At 39.5% G+C, this 14981-nt stretch carries 16 protein-coding genes; all 16 read right to left on the bottom strand.

Annotated features, from left to right (window positions below):
- Positions 1-94 precede the first annotated feature (94 nt).
- The 16 genes from DWW13_RS16665 to DWW13_RS16590 all read right to left on the bottom strand — a co-directional run bounded on the left by DWW13_RS16665 (position 95) and on the right by DWW13_RS16590 (position 14934).
- Positions 95-2104 carry an AlwI family type II restriction endonuclease gene (locus DWW13_RS16665; RefSeq protein WP_117762106.1) on the bottom strand — a complete coding sequence of 670 codons (2010 nt, stop codon included), beginning with the start codon at positions 2102-2104 and terminating at the stop codon, positions 95-97.
- A complete protein-coding gene (locus DWW13_RS16660; RefSeq protein ID WP_117762107.1) occupies positions 2089-4008 on the bottom strand; it encodes a Dam family site-specific DNA-(adenine-N6)-methyltransferase in 1920 nt (639 codons plus the stop codon). The genes DWW13_RS16665 and DWW13_RS16660 overlap by 16 nt, the downstream gene beginning before the upstream one ends.
- On the bottom strand, positions 4008-4226 hold the full coding sequence (locus DWW13_RS16655; RefSeq protein WP_008705144.1) for a helix-turn-helix domain-containing protein: 219 nt from the start codon (positions 4224-4226) through the stop codon (positions 4008-4010). The genes DWW13_RS16660 and DWW13_RS16655 overlap by 1 nt, the downstream gene beginning before the upstream one ends.
- 141 nt (positions 4227-4367) lie before the next feature.
- On the bottom strand, positions 4368-5069 hold the full coding sequence (locus DWW13_RS16650) for a TRM11 family SAM-dependent methyltransferase (RefSeq protein WP_238046205.1): 702 nt from the start codon (positions 5067-5069) through the stop codon (positions 4368-4370).
- 158 nt (positions 5070-5227) lie between these two features.
- Positions 5228-5602 carry a TnpV protein gene (locus DWW13_RS16645; protein WP_117762109.1) on the bottom strand — a complete coding sequence of 125 codons (375 nt, stop codon included), beginning with the start codon at positions 5600-5602 and terminating at the stop codon, positions 5228-5230.
- A gap of 4 nt (positions 5603-5606) precedes the next feature.
- Entirely contained in the window at positions 5607-6554 is a 948-nt protein-coding gene (locus tag DWW13_RS19545) for a hypothetical protein (RefSeq protein ID WP_226906404.1), read from the bottom strand.
- Positions 6555-6566: 12 nt separating this feature from the next.
- Positions 6567-7022 (bottom strand): plasmid recombination protein, encoded by a 456-nt coding sequence (locus tag DWW13_RS19540; protein ID WP_226906405.1) that lies wholly within the window; start codon positions 7020-7022, stop codon positions 6567-6569.
- 242 nt (positions 7023-7264) lie between these two features.
- Positions 7265-7492 carry a DUF5348 domain-containing protein gene (locus tag DWW13_RS16635; protein WP_072446982.1) on the bottom strand — a complete coding sequence of 76 codons (228 nt, stop codon included), beginning with the start codon at positions 7490-7492 and terminating at the stop codon, positions 7265-7267.
- 117 nt (positions 7493-7609) lie between these two features.
- On the bottom strand, positions 7610-8947 hold the full coding sequence (locus tag DWW13_RS16630) for a virulence-associated E family protein (RefSeq protein ID WP_117762110.1): 1338 nt from the start codon (positions 8945-8947) through the stop codon (positions 7610-7612).
- A gap of 244 nt (positions 8948-9191) precedes the next feature.
- Positions 9192-10508, bottom strand: a complete 1317-nt coding sequence (locus DWW13_RS16620; protein ID WP_226906475.1) for an IS4 family transposase — start codon at positions 10506-10508, stop codon at positions 9192-9194.
- Between the two features lie 193 nt (positions 10509-10701).
- A complete protein-coding gene (locus DWW13_RS16615; protein ID WP_117762291.1) occupies positions 10702-12381 on the bottom strand; it encodes a recombinase family protein in 1680 nt (559 codons plus the stop codon).
- Positions 12382-12467: 86 nt separating this feature from the next.
- Complete coding sequence (locus DWW13_RS16610) at positions 12468-12605, bottom strand: transposon-encoded TnpW family protein (protein ID WP_015544561.1); 138 nt, start codon at positions 12603-12605, stop codon at positions 12468-12470.
- 426 nt (positions 12606-13031) lie between these two features.
- Entirely contained in the window at positions 13032-13271 is a 240-nt protein-coding gene (locus DWW13_RS16605) for a helix-turn-helix domain-containing protein (protein ID WP_015573218.1), read from the bottom strand.
- Positions 13256-13690, bottom strand: coding sequence for a sigma-70 family RNA polymerase sigma factor (locus tag DWW13_RS16600; protein ID WP_117762292.1), 435 nt, complete (start codon positions 13688-13690; stop codon positions 13256-13258). Before DWW13_RS16600 ends, DWW13_RS16605 begins: the two co-directional genes overlap by 16 nt.
- Positions 13691-14209: 519 nt before the next feature.
- The gene (locus DWW13_RS16595) at positions 14210-14575 is read right to left on the bottom strand and encodes a metal-dependent transcriptional regulator (protein WP_117762293.1); all 366 of its coding nucleotides are present in this window, start codon (positions 14573-14575) and stop codon (positions 14210-14212) included.
- A gap of 35 nt (positions 14576-14610) precedes the next feature.
- A complete protein-coding gene (locus tag DWW13_RS16590; protein WP_117762294.1) occupies positions 14611-14934 on the bottom strand; it encodes an ATP-binding cassette domain-containing protein in 324 nt (107 codons plus the stop codon).
- Positions 14935-14981: the final 47 nt, after the last annotated feature.

Raw genomic sequence — 14981 nt, 5'->3', positions numbered from 1 at the left:
TTTGTGCAATATTTTGGATTTGCTCATTTATAGTTATATAATTATACATTATCTACTCCTTATCTTATGCAAAATTATACTTTTTATCCTTCATTTACAATATCTTTACACATCCCTCACTAAACACTTTAGGAAAACATAATGGTATTATTTCATTTTGAAAAGCAACCACATATGCACGTATTATACCTTCGCCATATCTTTCATGCAATATAGTTTTTCCATCTGCATACAAACTAATTTCATCTGGAATCCCCACTAAATATGGAATTTTTTTATCTTTCACCTTTGCTTCGGGAAAATACACATCCATTGCAACCACTCGTCCTTCGCCATATATCAGATGACATATGTTTGCTCCTGGTGGCACTATCGGTAATTCTTTACTTTTACTTACTAATGGTCCTTTTTCCATTCTTTTTATTTTTTCATCAACTGTATTCCCTATATATGCCTTCCATCCCGGTGCATTCAAAATATCTCTTCTGGTTTCACATAGCAAAATCAATTCTCGTAGTTTTTCTGGATTAGCGTGACCTGTTCTAAACATCGCCATAAAATATTCCCGATACTGGGCTAATGTTAGTGGAACAATGTCCAATCTCTGCTTTAAATCTCCTCGTGCGTACCAAATTCCATGTCTAAATGTTTCCGCCGTATTGGTATCTATTTTCACAGCAATAAACATTCCATATACTGGCTTATCATATTTTAAGACAGCATCCGACACATGCCTTCTTACAGGTTCGCCCTCCATTGCTTCTTGGCGTGATGACGTAGACATCGTGACTTCCGTTAAGATTGTAAAGTCATTAAATTCGCAATATAGATCGCCTTTTCCTCCACCAGCGGCAGATACTGGAAGAAAATCAGAATCTAATTTAAATCCTCTTACCTCATAAGGTTTATTGACCATGTGATCAATAGCTAAAGAAGCTCTCCATAAAATCCACTCCAAATATGCCGGAGTCTCATCTTTTGGTACTTCAATAACATTATCATCATCGTATGTACGCTTTCCTCCACCTTTAATCAATAACTCCATATAATCTGCTATTTCCTGCCATTGATTACATTGTTCTTTCGCATACTGGATTTCATCTGTTTGAGATAAGATATTTTCTAAACGTCTTCTTGCAATATTGATTTCTGCTGCAGTATTCAATGGTAGATCATTAATGTTAAACAGAATTTGTCTACCCTTCATCTGCTTTATTAAATCATTTAATAAAGCCTTGGCGGTATCCATATTATCCGTTGGTAATTCTGCACCTTCGCATAATCTCTTGTACTGAACCATTATTGGTTCTTCATTTGATGTCGACTTTGCCAATTTTTCAGCCAAAATATGTTTAGCCGGGACAATAATCATTCCTCTTCCTTTTCGTTGTAAAATTCCTGAAATGCGTAAATATCGCATGTTCATGTCACTATATTCTTTAAAATTGTTAGCTTTTTTATTATAGTGCTTTCCACGTTCTTCAATTTCTTTTTTATCAAATTTACGTTTCGATGGTGCTTGTTTCCTACGTGCACGCAAATCTAAAATATTATTCACAACCTCTTCAACCGAATAACTCGGATTTGTTGTATGTCCCCATAATGCAAACTCTATTCTAGTAATCTCTGAACTTCCTGTTCTCCTCTCTAGCTCCAGCATGATTGCTAATATCCATCGCAATGGCGAAAAATAAGACTTTCCGTCTGGCATAGCAAATTGTTCAACACTTTGTGCTCTCAAATAACACTCCTGCACTGCTGGATATGTATCCGCCTTTAAAAAATTTCGTCCAAATGGTGTTATATCGTCCACTTTACCTAGTTTTTCTTGACTACCATCTTTCTTTTTCACTTGCGGATAAATAAATCCATTCTTTGAAAACATTAATCGCCATTTTCGAGCATGACTACCGGATGTATCTTTTCCATCTTCGTTTTGAATAATTCCCTGAGTATTTAAAAAATTCATAAAATCAATTTCATTTTCTTTTCGAAGATTCCCCACATATGGCGAATTAGCAAATGCTTTAAATCCTTCTTGTATTCTATTAGGATTTCTTAATCCAGTGTTCCCTACTTGCCAAATTTCTATTTTTTCTTCCATACATCTTCTCCGTTAAATCCAACAAATAAATATTCCTGTACCTTATTTCGATTTGTCTTAGCATGTTTCTGATTTCCAAAAGAATATGTATAATCTATTGGAACTACCTCTACATGTTCTTTATATTTAGACATAAGTGCAACCATTTCATCTTGTGTTGGTTGACTATTAGAAGAATAAGATACAATCAAAATACTGTCGGAAAACTTTTTAAACAACTTATCGAATGCATCTGCAGCACCTTTTCTAGTTGAAAACGGTGTCGGATATGACTTAAATTTCTTTGTTACTGTATTTTCCTGTATTTCGACACCTTTCCAATCTCGTGCCAAACCTTCGACAAAATGATATCTACGTACATATTCATTATCTGACAATGGAGAATAATACGGTGGATCAATATATACTAAATCAGGATGCTTAATTTTTACTTCCATTGCGTCGCCATGTTTAGATTTATTTTCACAACCGTTATCGAAAATTGCATTATTGATACTTTCCACCGCTTCCAAAAATTGCTGTTCTAAAGATTTCTGTAAATCTTTTCTTCCGTCATTATACCGATCTCCGGTGTATGTAAAAATTCCTCTTGGTCTTTTCTTTGTACAAGCTCTAATCAATGCTGTCATTGCAATTGCTTTCTTATATTGATCTCTAATAGCAGCAATATTAGTCCGCAAAATATCTATTAACCTATTTTCCTCATCTTTATAATATAAGCCTCGAAATGTCTCTTCTACAAAATGATCAGACTCTTTTTTTTCAATCAACAATTTTTTCGCCTCGTCCAATGGCAATACAACATTATTGTTTTCTACCATTGCCTTGGTAAAGGTTGCTGACATTGCCATATAGTCATTGCTAATTACAGTCTTTCCCTGCGCTTTAAACATGTAACCGACAATGCCAGATCCAGAAAACAGATCCACTACTGAGTCAAAATTGAACTGTGAAGCAACCGCCCAAATTTGAGGCAATAATTTACTTTTAGAGCCCATATATCTAGTTGCTGGATATTTCATTACCTGTTCAGGTAAAGGTTTCGGAACTATTTTTAACATAGTTTTTTGTTTTGGCAAAATATCTACTATAATATCCTCGCCTTTTCTTTTACTTCCGTTACAAGAAATATACCTTTTGGTTTGGATAACCTCAATCTTATAATCCGCGTATAGCTCATGAACCAATGGATGATTAGAATTGGTCAATATTACATGGCAACCTAATTCCTGTAATCTTTTGACCTCTTTCGCTAATTCTACATGATCTTCTTCGTAAAATTGCTCTTTTGTATATCTCTTAAAATCCGAATATTCTGAAATCGGCAAGTACGGGGGATCTAAAAAGATAAAATCTCCCGGTTCTGCATATTCTTTCAATACTGACAAATAATCTCCACATGTTATAGTTGCTTTTTTCAGCACATCTGATGCAGCGAATAAAGCTTCTTCATCGCAAAAGTTTGGAGCTTTATATTTACCAAACGGAACATTAAACTGTCCCTTCTTATTGACGCGATATAAACCATTAAAACATGTTTTATTCAAATAAATCGTTCTCGCTGCTGCTTCTTCTTTTTTCAATTTGAACCAATCTAACGAACGTACTTCATAAAAATCTTCTTTAGTATTTTTGTATTTCTTTAGATATGAAATAACAGCCTCTACATTATCAGCGACTTGTCGATACATGTTAATCAATTCCGGATTACTATCTGCGATTATTGCTTTATCCGGACTTAATGCAAAAAACAGTGCACCACCACCAATAAATGGCTCTATATATTTTCCATATTTCTGAGGAATTTTAGGCATGATATCCCCTAACATCTGGGTCTTCCCACCGGCCCATTTCATAATAGGCTTTGCCTGTATCTGTTTTTCTTTCTTTAAAACTTGTTCCATCACGCCTTTTCCCTTTCAATCTCTATTATTTCCATGATATCACTAATATCACATTTTAAGGCAGTGCAAATTTTCACCAGCACATCTGTTGTAACATTTTCATTTTTTCCGAGTTTCGCCACTGAAGCATGACTGATACCTGCAGCCTCACATAAGTCTTTCTTTTTCATATCTCTATCGATAAGTAATTTCCATAATTTTTTATAACTGACCGCCATATTTTAACCTCTAAACCATTTTTTCTAAAATATTGCTATGCCGTTATTCTACCATGTGATTTCAGTCATATCAACATTTATTTCAGCGATCGCAGACTTTTTTACAAACATATGTTTTTATTCAATAAAGACTATTTCTTTTCAAATAGGATTATGATCGTCTGCTTTCTCCAATATAAAAATATATTCATGTGCCAGCATTAAGAATTTTCTTTCTTTTCCCTCCCAATAATCAGTAGAACGACAATTATGTTGCTCTTTTATAACAATTTCTTTGAGTTTAAATCCAGCATCAACGAATTTTTGCATAGAATTCATGCCCAGTGGTAGAACATAGCCTTTCTTCCGTATATCTCCAATCATAAATGCACATATTCCTTGCTTTTTTAGTACCCTATATGATTCTTTTGCAACCTGTTCCAGTTCCTGCAAAAAATTCTTATATTTTAAATGAGAAATATCTCCTGGGATTTCTTTACTATACCGTATAATATCAGCATATGGTGGGTGGGTACAGATAAGATCTATACTTTCGTCTTTTATAAATGATAAATTGTTTGCATTTCCTTGTTTGGTGAATATTTTTGATTTTTCTTGACAAGTAAAATGTAGATTTTTGTTAGATAATTTGACAGCCTCAGAATTTATATCAACGCCAATTGCATTTCGTCCTAATAACTTTGCTTCGATTAACGTTGTGCCACTGCCTAAGAATTGATCTAGTATCCAGTCTTTTTTCTTTGAATACCTCAAAATAATATTTCTAGGAATATACGGAGACCAGTTCCCTCTGTATTTTCCTGAATGTGTAGCCCAATTCCCTCTTTCAGGAAAAGACCATATTGTTGTATCTTCTAATTTGAATCTTTCTGGTGTTTCTCTTATAACAATCGCTCCCTTCTTTTTTGCTCATTATACTTCCACATTGTTTATTTGTCCATGAAAAATCTCCATTCAAATATTAATTATCAATAAATATTTGAACAGAGATTCCTTTTGCATTATAAATATATTATTTCTTTCAATGCTATTTCTTCAGCAGTTGCTTGAATATTATTCAGCCTCCGCACCCATTCCATCTGATCCTGCATCTTCAATTCTTCCGTCACACCCCACTGTTCAGCCATCTGTTCCATCAATATCTCAACTTTTTCTCTTACTTCCTTATCAACCTGATTTAAATGCTCCGTCAGTTTCCCGGTCAGTACCAGATATTGATACCTGGCACTCCTGTGTTCCTTCAAAAACTGTTTTCGCATTATTCCATACTTCCTATATGTAGGTTCTTCCTCATTGATTTCCAAGTCTGGCAGATAATAATCTCCATGCAGTGTGTAGTTCAGTTCGTTCTTTTCATCATAAATCTGTTTCTTCATATTCTTACAACTCCATTCCTCTGTACTTTGCTTTATTCTTCTTAATTTTTGCATTGTGTTCTTCACTTCGTTCTCTTGCCCATTGTATACGGTCACCTATTTTTTTCGGCATCTGCTCTTTCTGTTTTTTCGCTTCAAGTTCCGTCTGCATCCGGATATCGTCCTGCACCAGTCGTTCTACCATATCTTTCCCCAACATGCGTAAAAGTCGGTTATACCTGTCTGCAATTCCCTGCAGTATTTCTTTCTCACCAGACAATTTCTGATAATCTTTCTGAACTTCTGCCAGTTCCTCTTTTGTTTTTTCATGCTCTTGCTTTTTCTTCTGAAATTTACTTTTCCAACTATCTCTTTCTCTTGTGAGTTCTTTCACCTGTGCAGCCATCGCACCGATTTTGTTTTTCATTTCGATGAATAATGGTTTTATTTTCTTATCCCGGTAAGTTATCGCACGTTCCAATGCTGTAGCTTCCGGCAGAAATGTTTTAATCATTCCATATTCTTTTATTTCCTTACTGACATTATCCATCACTGGTTGCAAGAATTCTCTTCTGTCCTCCAGTTTTTTCAATTCCGCTTCTGCTTTCTCAGCACGTCTTTCCGCTGTTTCTTTATCTTTCTGGAACTGAATTTTTTCTTCTTCCAAAAGCTTAATATCTGTCCTTGCGTCCGCAATCTGAGAAGTCAATCCTTCATTCTCCACTGTCAGATTTTCTTTTTCCTGTTCCAATTCCTGCACTTCCTTTTTGCGTTCTTTTTTCTTGAAATTGTAAATATCCAGATGTTCTTCATGTGTGCCTTTCTGTTCCCATTCAATTCCATGCTGTTTTGCGATTTCAGCCAGCACTTCTTTTTCATGATTTATCCACTGATTCAGTTCTGTATCATGCTTATTTCCACCTTGAAATCCAAGACTTTTCAATGCCTGTTTCAGTGAAACTCTGGTATCCATTCCTTTTCCCTTTCAGTTGGTCACATAAGGAACAAAGTCAATATGCAGATGCGGAGTAGCTTCGTCCTGATGCAGATAGCAGCTAAATACCCGAAGTGTCGGATTCCGCTTCTGGAAGTCTTTCACATATTCGTCCAGTATCTTTACAGCCAGATTTCCTTCTGATGTTCCCACTGCCATATCCTCACGATTTCCTATCTGAAAGATCACTTCATGGAACAACTTCTCCTGTTTGCCCTGTCGGATTTTTTCATAATAATTTGCAATTTGCCGATCCTTTCTTTTCCCGACATTGTATCTCTCAACCGCATCGTTAAACAGCTCTTTATAAACTTCCTTCAGATTCTCATTCTTATAACAAATGTTCAGTTGTACTCTGTCCGGATCTACATTTTCTGCTACAAAATCCCGTCTGTTATGAGCCAGTGAACCGGCTCCGATCATGCCACTGATTGTTCTTTTCATCATAAATTTTCTCACCTCTTTTCTGTTTGAGTGCCAGATATGGCACATAATTTTTATTTACGCCAGACATGGCGATATTTAAGAAACTTTCGCCGGATACGGCGGTTTTGTTACTTTTGTCAAAAGTAACGTAAAAGCACTTTCGACAGCCGTATCGTCCATCAAAAGTCCCCTTGCGCCCTGCCGGGGGCATAACGTCCGGTGGACGTCTGCTTTACACCAGCCGAAGCGGATCATAGACCTATTTATCCAGGTATCCTTGCCTGCACATATTCCAGATCTCCACAATAAGATGTCCCCACCAGATACCATTCTCTTGCCAGATTCATCTCCATTCTGGTCTGTACCCATTCATCACCTACCAGCACTTCCAGCCCTTCTCCACAGTGAAATCCTGTATCAATCCATAAGTCTGATGATAATAATCCATATCTTCCATTACTACTGTTGTATCCTAATCTTCCCTGTTTCATCATTTTCTTCTCCTTTCCAATTTGTAAACGGAATTTGTAAACGGTGCTCAAAAGATTTTAAAAGTTAACTTTTTAAGTTTTTTCTTCAAGTTCCGTTTACATCGTTTACAATAATCTTTACTCAAACGGTATTTCCAACTGTTCCGGTACTTCTATAAATCCGTCTTTATCTTTCTTCACCGAATCTTTCATCCGTTTCCATGACCGCTGTATTCCATATTCCTTTCCGAATCGATGTGTACCATGTGGTTTCCAGCCTTCAATTGCATTTTTCATAATATTGGCAATTTCTTTACCTTCCCACTGTTTCATTTCTCCGGTTCGATGTAGCGCTTCATCGAATAGAATTCTTGTACATACATAATCGTCATCGTAGTCATCAAGAAATTCCTGTATGATTCCGGCATTGGTATCTTCCGGCATAAATTCTTTCTGCAGACGCTTTGCCTCTTCCTCAATTTCCTTTGTAAATCCTAAGAACACATTTCCCTGTCGATACAGTACCATTGCCTCTGCCCAGGCCTGTTCGATATAGGCTTTGCTCTCTGCCTCATTGTCCAGAATATGAACTTCTGCTTTCGACATATCTGTCATCACCGGAGCAAATCTTCTGTTTCCGGTTCTGTCCAGCGGAAGGAAATTCAAATCATTTGAAGTACCGCAAAATACACACTGTCTCGGTCTGTCTTCCGGGTGAACTTCATAAGGTACTTTATAAGTTTCTTTCTGTCTGCTCAGAAACGATTTTATCTGTTCAATATTCTTTGCTGTGATAGTTGCCTTCATTTCTCCCATTTCGATAATCCAGTGATTTTGTAGTTTTCTGTAAATATTTTCATCATCCAAATGATCCAGATTGTCGCTGAACCATTCTTCTTTTATCGCTAGATATTTGAAAAATGTGGACTTTCCGGCTCCCTGACTCCCAACCAAACACAACATAATATCATATTTTATTCCCGGTTCATAAATTCTTGAAATCGCTGCCAGCATGTGCATTTTCATTACTCCGATTGTATATTTGCTCTTTTCTGCTCCCAGAAAATGTGGAAGCATATTTTCTATTCTTGGAATTCTGTCCCAGACCAGACTCTCCAGATAATCCCTAATTGGGTGATATTTATTTTCATTGGAAACAATATCTATTCCTGCTTTGATCACACGCTCACTTGTCAGTTCATAATTTTCTTCCAGATACATCTTCAGATTATTTTCATCAGTATCTGTAACCGTAGGACTGTTATTCCTCCGCTCCCAGGGAACCTCTTTTACAATGTCCATCCTTCCAGAAAGTTCATTTCGTTTAATCGCTTTTTCCAATACCGGATCATTTTGAAGTACGGTTACACAATTTCTAATTGTCTGCTTTGTTCTTCCTTTATCCGTATGCTCCAACATATTATTGACATCTTCTGTTGTAAGCATTTCCTCGTTCACAACATCTTCTAATTCCATCAAGGACTTCTCGCTGATATTCGTTAATTCTTTCTTCAATTTTTTCAACCTCCCTTCTCTTCATGGTAGTGTCAAAAACTACCTGTTTTTTATTGTTCTAAATCCTTTAAAACCTTGATTTTTCACAATGTCATTAACTTTAGCAAAGAGCAGAAATCGTAAGCATTTATAAAACTATGATTCCTGCTTTTTGTTTGTATATGGGCATACTTATCCCCTTCTCTTTGTACTCGTATTTTTTAGCTCAGTACGCTCTTTTATGGGTATTCGAATATTTTCCTGCTAATTGCCCTTTCGTTCTGGTATAATGCCGATCAGGACGAATGGGAACAAGATTTTTACTGATATCTTCATATATTTGCTGAAATAACATATTTTTCTTTTGACCATCCGTTTCAAGAAGTATATAAATCAGATCATTTTTTAAGATTCCAATACTAACAGTCTGATTGATCATCATTTTATGTTTTCTGTTCGCTTCTTTCTGATCCAGTTCACGCTCTGCATCTAATATGATATCTTCAACTAAATTGCTCAGATATATAGTGCTGTATATATCTTGTAATAACAGAATAGGTTTTGTTCCTGTAAAATTCTCTAACTGTAACCGACTCTTTAGCGTTTCATACGCAGTCTCTATCCCCCACCTCATATGATATAATTCTTTTATTTCTTCTGTATGAAATTCAGTTTGTGAAAGATTTGTAGCCAAAACTTCTAAACTTCCGTTTTCTAATAGGATTTTTACCATACGCAATGAAATTTCACCTAATTCTTTCATACGTTCTCCATCTGGCGTTCCCTCGTAATGTCTGATTCTTGACTTATCAAGTTTTATTTTAACTAGCTGATCCTTTTCTATTAAACTGTTTTGCTCTTTTTTGTAATCACTGCTTTTTAAACGTACGATAAATTTAATATCCTTATCCATCATATGTATAAACGCTGGCGTAGAAGGATAGCCTCTGTCCATGATAATAACATAGGGAATGCTGCCTATTGTTTCCGGTATTCGCTCCATCTGTTTTTCGGCCAGGCGCATTTCATTAAATTTCACCTTATTACAGTCACTTTCCAGTATCATACGATTCATTACATCATAAATACAGCCTAATCCTATTTGAGCTTGGGGCTTTGTGTTTTTCCGGCTTGCAGAACCATATAGTTTCAGTGTTTCAGCAGTGGTAGGAATATTAATATCTGAGCCGTCAGCGGCTAATATTAAATGATCTTTGTAAGTTGAAAAGGTGGAATCTGCATAAAAGTTACGGTTATGATATTTATATAATTCTAAAAAAGCATCTGGATTAAGTTTCATACGCTGTTTCAGATATCCTGGTTTTGAAATAGACACACCAGGATGAGCAAGTTTCATATAATTTCTCAGTTCCAATGCCAACGTCAACCCCTTTCTGTTTATCATCGTGAAAAGAAGATCCTGAAGAGGCATTTTTCGAATTCTGGTAAAATAATTTTTATTACCTGATCGGCAAAATGCCTTAAATTCATCAGAAGTCATTTTTTCTATATCCATGAATATACGTTTCTGAGAATGCTTCATGCATAATCACATCCTTTTTTGAGCAGGTTCATGGCTTCTTTTTACAATATAAGCATATCAAAAAAAGCAGAAGATATCTAATCCATTTCGGAATAAATATCTTCTGCTTTTAAGTTAATGACATTGTGATTTTTCAAGGGTTTCATAAGGATGTTTTTTAGAATTAGGATATTGCGGTATGGCATTGTGGGTGCTATACCGCATTTCCTTTCCAAAGAGTGACCTTTGAACGGTCAAATTCTCCGATATGGTTATAGATGATCTCGATTTCCTGTAACCGTCTGCCGCTGCTCTTATCGGGAGCATGAACAATAATCTTGTCAATAAACTCCCTGAGAATTTCAGGCGTCAGTTCGGTCAGGTCCGTGTACTTCTTCACAATGGCAAGGAAGCGTTTTACATCCACGCTTTTCTTTTCTTCCTGTTGGAGCTCGCTCTGGATTTCATTCGCCTCGGTCTGCAAGGTATGCTGTTCATCCTCGTAACCCTTCGACATTTTCATAAAACGCTCGTCAGAAAGTTTGCCAATGATATTGTCCTCATAGATACGCTGGAAAATGGTATCCAATTCCCCGATCCGTTTTTGTATCTCCGCCAGACGCTTTTTCTTCTGCGCCAACTCACGGTTTCTCTGCCGCATATCGGAATCCATTATCATCTGCACAAATTCATCCTCATAGTTGGAAACATACTGGATCACCTCTTTCAGATTTTCAAGGACGATCCGCTCCACAACTACATTTCGGATGTAGTGCATAGTACAGTTGGCCGTATTGCTACGGTAATTCTCGCAGAGATAATGGTGCTTTTCGGCAGGTTCGTCAGCCTTGCGGTGGAAGGACAGCTTACGTCCACAGTCCGCACAATAGAGCAAACCAGAGAACATCGGCATTTCCCCCATCCTGGTAGGACGCCGTTTTCCTGCCCGGATTTTCTGGACGATCTCAAAAGTTTCTTTGTCTATAATCGCCTCATGGGTGCCTTCAAAGACTTTCCACTGGTCAGGGCTGTTATAGATGGTCTTGTGGACTTTATAGGATTTTACATGGGTCTTGAAATTCACTGTATGCCCCAGATAATCCATCCGGTCCAGTATCTTTGCGACCACCGGCCCATTCCAGGTGTATTTGTCAGCAGGAAGCGCAGTCCGTGGCTTTCCGCCTTTCTCCAATGCGTAATACGTAGGGCAGAGGATTTTCCTCTCTGTCAGGATATGAGCAATCCTTGTAGGACCGTAGCCCCCGACACAGAGCCGGAAGATTTCCCGCACGACCTCGGCGGCTTCTTCGTCTATGATCCATTCCTTCTTGTTTTCAGGATTTTTCATATAGCCGTAGGGAGGATGGGAACCGATATGCTCGCCAGCCATTCCCTTTGACCGCTTCACGGCGCGGATTTTCTTGCTTGTGTCCTTTGCGTACCACTCATTGATGATATTGCGGAAGGGAGTAAACTCATTATCCTCCTGGTTGCTGTCCACTCCATCATTGACTGCGATAAAATGAACATCATGCTCCGGAAAGAAAATTTCCGTGTACATCCCAACCTGCAGGTAATCACGGCCCAGACGGGACATATCTTTTACAATGACCCGCTTGACCTTCCCGGCCTCCACATCAGCGATCATGCTCTGGAAACCGGCCCGGTTAAACGTCGTCCCTGAGACGCCATCATCAATATAGAACTGGATATTCGTGTATCCTCTGTCCAGCGCATACTTTTTGAGGATTTTTTTCTGATTGATAATACTGTTGCTATCGCCCTCCTGTTTATCATCCTGGGATAACCTGCAGTACAGAGCGGTTATTTCTTCCTGGTTCAAAACTGCAAAAGGAAAACTGTTTGCGGCAGGGCGGGTGTTTGACTGTAACATTGCAACCTCCTTATCCGACAGTCAAACAGGCAATGCGTTTTCCCAATTCTATTATACCGCGCTGCCTGGGAACTGTCTGCTGTCTTTCAGGAATTTACAGGCTTTTTTCGGAGGTCGTTTCGGATCAGACGTCTCACTTTGGAAACTGCGTCCTCCGTGGCGTCGGGTCTGGAATGGGATTTTACAACATAAGTTGTATTCCCGATTTTATATTCACGCACCATTGATGGCGCGGTTGATTTCTCGTTCTGCATAATTTCACCCTTTCATATACAAAACCATTCGTTAAGTTATAAAAGAGGCAAAAAACGGACGGCTGCTGGCACAGCTCCACGGGAGTCTCACCCCGGCCCATGCTTGTGGGTGCGGCGCGCAATGCTTTGTGGGCGTTCAACGCGCGAGTATCTTTAACCTGCCCTGTATGTCATCGCCCGCAGGACGCCACGCCTGCTTTGCGGCCAGTGTTTATCGCTCGCTCCCAGGGGGAGGTCATGGCGCACCGGACGCATGGCTCGATACAGGACAGAACGTATCCGTCTGCCTTATACTGCACCGGCGGCCTCCCGCCGGGCTTTCTTTGTCAAGGTCCGTCAGGCTTCATGCCGGACCATCGGGACAGTGAAAGGGAGAATAAGTCTGTCCCAAAGGTTTTAGACCGGCAATACCTTGAAGCCTGTTACAATGCTATGGATCAGCTTTGCTTCAAGCCTGAGCCGCATATCTTCATCGACGCACAGATATGTATTACCGTAATCGTCTTTCAGCGGCCTGGTTGCAAGCGCCCGGATGTAACTCTGATAGTGGGCGACTACGGCGGCAAGGGCGTCCTCATCGCCATTCACAGCCGCCAGGATCACAGGAACCGGGATTGGCTTCACTCGTCCGGCCATTCAAATCCCTCCTTCACCAGATACTCGCGCAATTCTTTCAGTGTAGCGCGCCGCCGCTTCGATACGGTCTGATGGACGATGTTCAGCTTTTCGCTGATCTCACGGTCCGTCATTCCCAGGAAGTAGGACAGCAGGATCACATCCCGCTTGCCTTCCGGCAGCTGCGCTAAGGCGTCGGCCAGAATGTTGCCGTTCACAACAACCGGGAGCCCCTGCACGTCAAAGACATATTCGTCCATAAAGTGCTTGTCCCATACGGCGGTCTGTTCCAGCTCGGAGGCGGTCAGCTCGCCCAGGGATTTTTCCTGGTCCCGGAGGCGGGCATATTCACGCTGGATATGCCGGGCCTCATTCTTCAAAACCTTGACACAGAAAGCGCCAAACTGATTCTGAATACGCTGCTCATAGGAGTCTTTCATTTTCTCACCTCCCTTCGCAGCCCGCAGGTGCGGGGGTGGTGATTTCCTCCCTTTCGCCTCAGTAATCCAGGGATGGCAATTTTGGCAACCGCGAGAGGAAGAAAATTTTTATGAAAGGCTCCGCTGTATAACGGAGGCTCACATAAACAAAAAAAGGCGCCCGTCTGCAAAACGCAGAAAGGCGCAAATGAATTATTTAAGCTATTTACATGATTATATAATTCATAGCAATAAGCAAAACTGGTTCCGGTGGTGGCCGGACTTTTTTTGACAGGTAGATTTCTGTCCTAATTTGTCGAAACGCTCTTTGCTTCATGGCGGCTCCCTCCGTAAGCCGCCGATCTCGCCAGCGTCAGGGCGTCGTTTCTTATGAGGGCATAAAAGAACGGCGGCCTTGATTTCTCAAAACCGCCGATGGGTATAAATGCAAAATGAGCGCACGAAACTGCCTGCCCCAGCAACGGTTTTTTTCTTTCCCCGTCAGGCGGGGCAGGATAATTTGAAATATTCGATTTAATCTTATTCTTGTACGGCTGCCTCTTTCAGTCGTGAAAAGCTCTCATCGCTAATGATGTGTTCAATCCGGCAGGCATCGGCCTCCGCAATCCTAGGGTCAACGCCTGCTGCGATAAGCTGTTCGGTAAAAAAGCAATGGCGCTCGTAAATTTTTTCGGCAACCTCGCGGCCTACATCGGTCAGATGGAGAAAGTGATCTTCGTCCATTGTAAGAAAGCCGCCGTCCCGCAAGGTAGCCACCGCATGGCACACGCTGGGCTTTGACACCTCCATGTGTCGGGCCACATCTACGGAGCGTACCATACCGAATTTCTTTTGGAGAACAAGTATGGCTTCCAGGTAATCCTCCCCGGACGAATGAAGTATCAGTTACTCTCACCTCCTGTCTGCTATAAATAGTGCAGTTATAAATCATAAATTTGGTTATTTTCCAGTCTAAGACAACGGTCGCAAGCTGATTCAATCAATTCAAAATCATGGGTAATAACTAAAACAAAATAGTCCTTTTCCGCCAGCGCTTTAAGCGTTTTACTGACTCGAAGCATATTGTCATAATCTAATCCACTTGTAGGTTCATCAAAAATCAGAACCCTCTTATTGGATAAAAGGGCAGTAACAACTGCCAGTCTTTGCTTTTGTCCACCTGATAAAGTCTGCGGATGTTTTTCCCTGAATTGATAAAGGTCAAATTCTTTCAGCAACTCATTAACATCTGCTTGTGAAGCCATACTACCTAACTATAAATGAGCAAATCCAAAATATTGCACAAAAGAAA

It is taken from the genome of Blautia sp. AF14-40 (assembly GCF_003479665.1).
GTDB classification, from domain to species: Bacteria; Bacillota; Clostridia; order Lachnospirales; family Lachnospiraceae; genus Fusicatenibacter; species Fusicatenibacter saccharivorans.
The sequence above is the reverse complement of the archived record's forward strand: the minus strand, read 5'-3'. Positions and strand labels throughout refer to the sequence as shown.

What these genes read in the sequence shown, in the direction of transcription:
- DWW13_RS19545 (WP_226906404.1), bottom strand. Translation starts at nt 6,554, where the DNA reads ATGGATACCAGAGTTTCACTGAAACAGGCATTGAAAAGTCTTGGATTT.
- DWW13_RS16620 (WP_226906475.1), bottom strand. Translation starts at nt 10,508, where the DNA reads ATGAAGCATTCTCAGAAACGTATATTCATGGATATAGAAAAAATGACT.
- DWW13_RS16610 (WP_015544561.1), bottom strand. Translation starts at nt 12,605, where the DNA reads ATGGTGCGTGAATATAAAATCGGGAATACAACTTATGTTGTAAAATCC.
- DWW13_RS16665 (WP_117762106.1), bottom strand. Translation starts at nt 2,104, where the DNA reads ATGGAAGAAAAAATAGAAATTTGGCAAGTAGGGAACACTGGATTAAGA.
- DWW13_RS16630 (WP_117762110.1), bottom strand. Translation starts at nt 8,947, where the DNA reads ATGGAATTAGAAGATGTTGTGAACGAGGAAATGCTTACAACAGAAGAT.
- DWW13_RS16645 (WP_117762109.1), bottom strand. Translation starts at nt 5,602, where the DNA reads ATGAAGAAACAGATTTATGATGAAAAGAACGAACTGAACTACACACTG.
- DWW13_RS16615 (WP_117762291.1), bottom strand. Translation starts at nt 12,381, where the DNA reads ATGTTACAGTCAAACACCCGCCCTGCCGCAAACAGTTTTCCTTTTGCA.
- DWW13_RS16600 (WP_117762292.1), bottom strand. Translation starts at nt 13,690, where the DNA reads ATGAAAGACTCCTATGAGCAGCGTATTCAGAATCAGTTTGGCGCTTTC.
- DWW13_RS16590 (WP_117762294.1), bottom strand. Translation starts at nt 14,934, where the DNA reads ATGGCTTCACAAGCAGATGTTAATGAGTTGCTGAAAGAATTTGACCTT.
- DWW13_RS16655 (WP_008705144.1), bottom strand. Translation starts at nt 4,226, where the DNA reads ATGGCGGTCAGTTATAAAAAATTATGGAAATTACTTATCGATAGAGAT.
- DWW13_RS19540 (WP_226906405.1), bottom strand. Translation starts at nt 7,022, where the DNA reads ATGATGAAAAGAACAATCAGTGGCATGATCGGAGCCGGTTCACTGGCT.
- DWW13_RS16635 (WP_072446982.1), bottom strand. Translation starts at nt 7,492, where the DNA reads ATGAAACAGGGAAGATTAGGATACAACAGTAGTAATGGAAGATATGGA.
- DWW13_RS16605 (WP_015573218.1), bottom strand. Translation starts at nt 13,271, where the DNA reads ATGGCCGGACGAGTGAAGCCAATCCCGGTTCCTGTGATCCTGGCGGCT.
- DWW13_RS16660 (WP_117762107.1), bottom strand. Translation starts at nt 4,008, where the DNA reads ATGGAACAAGTTTTAAAGAAAGAAAAACAGATACAGGCAAAGCCTATT.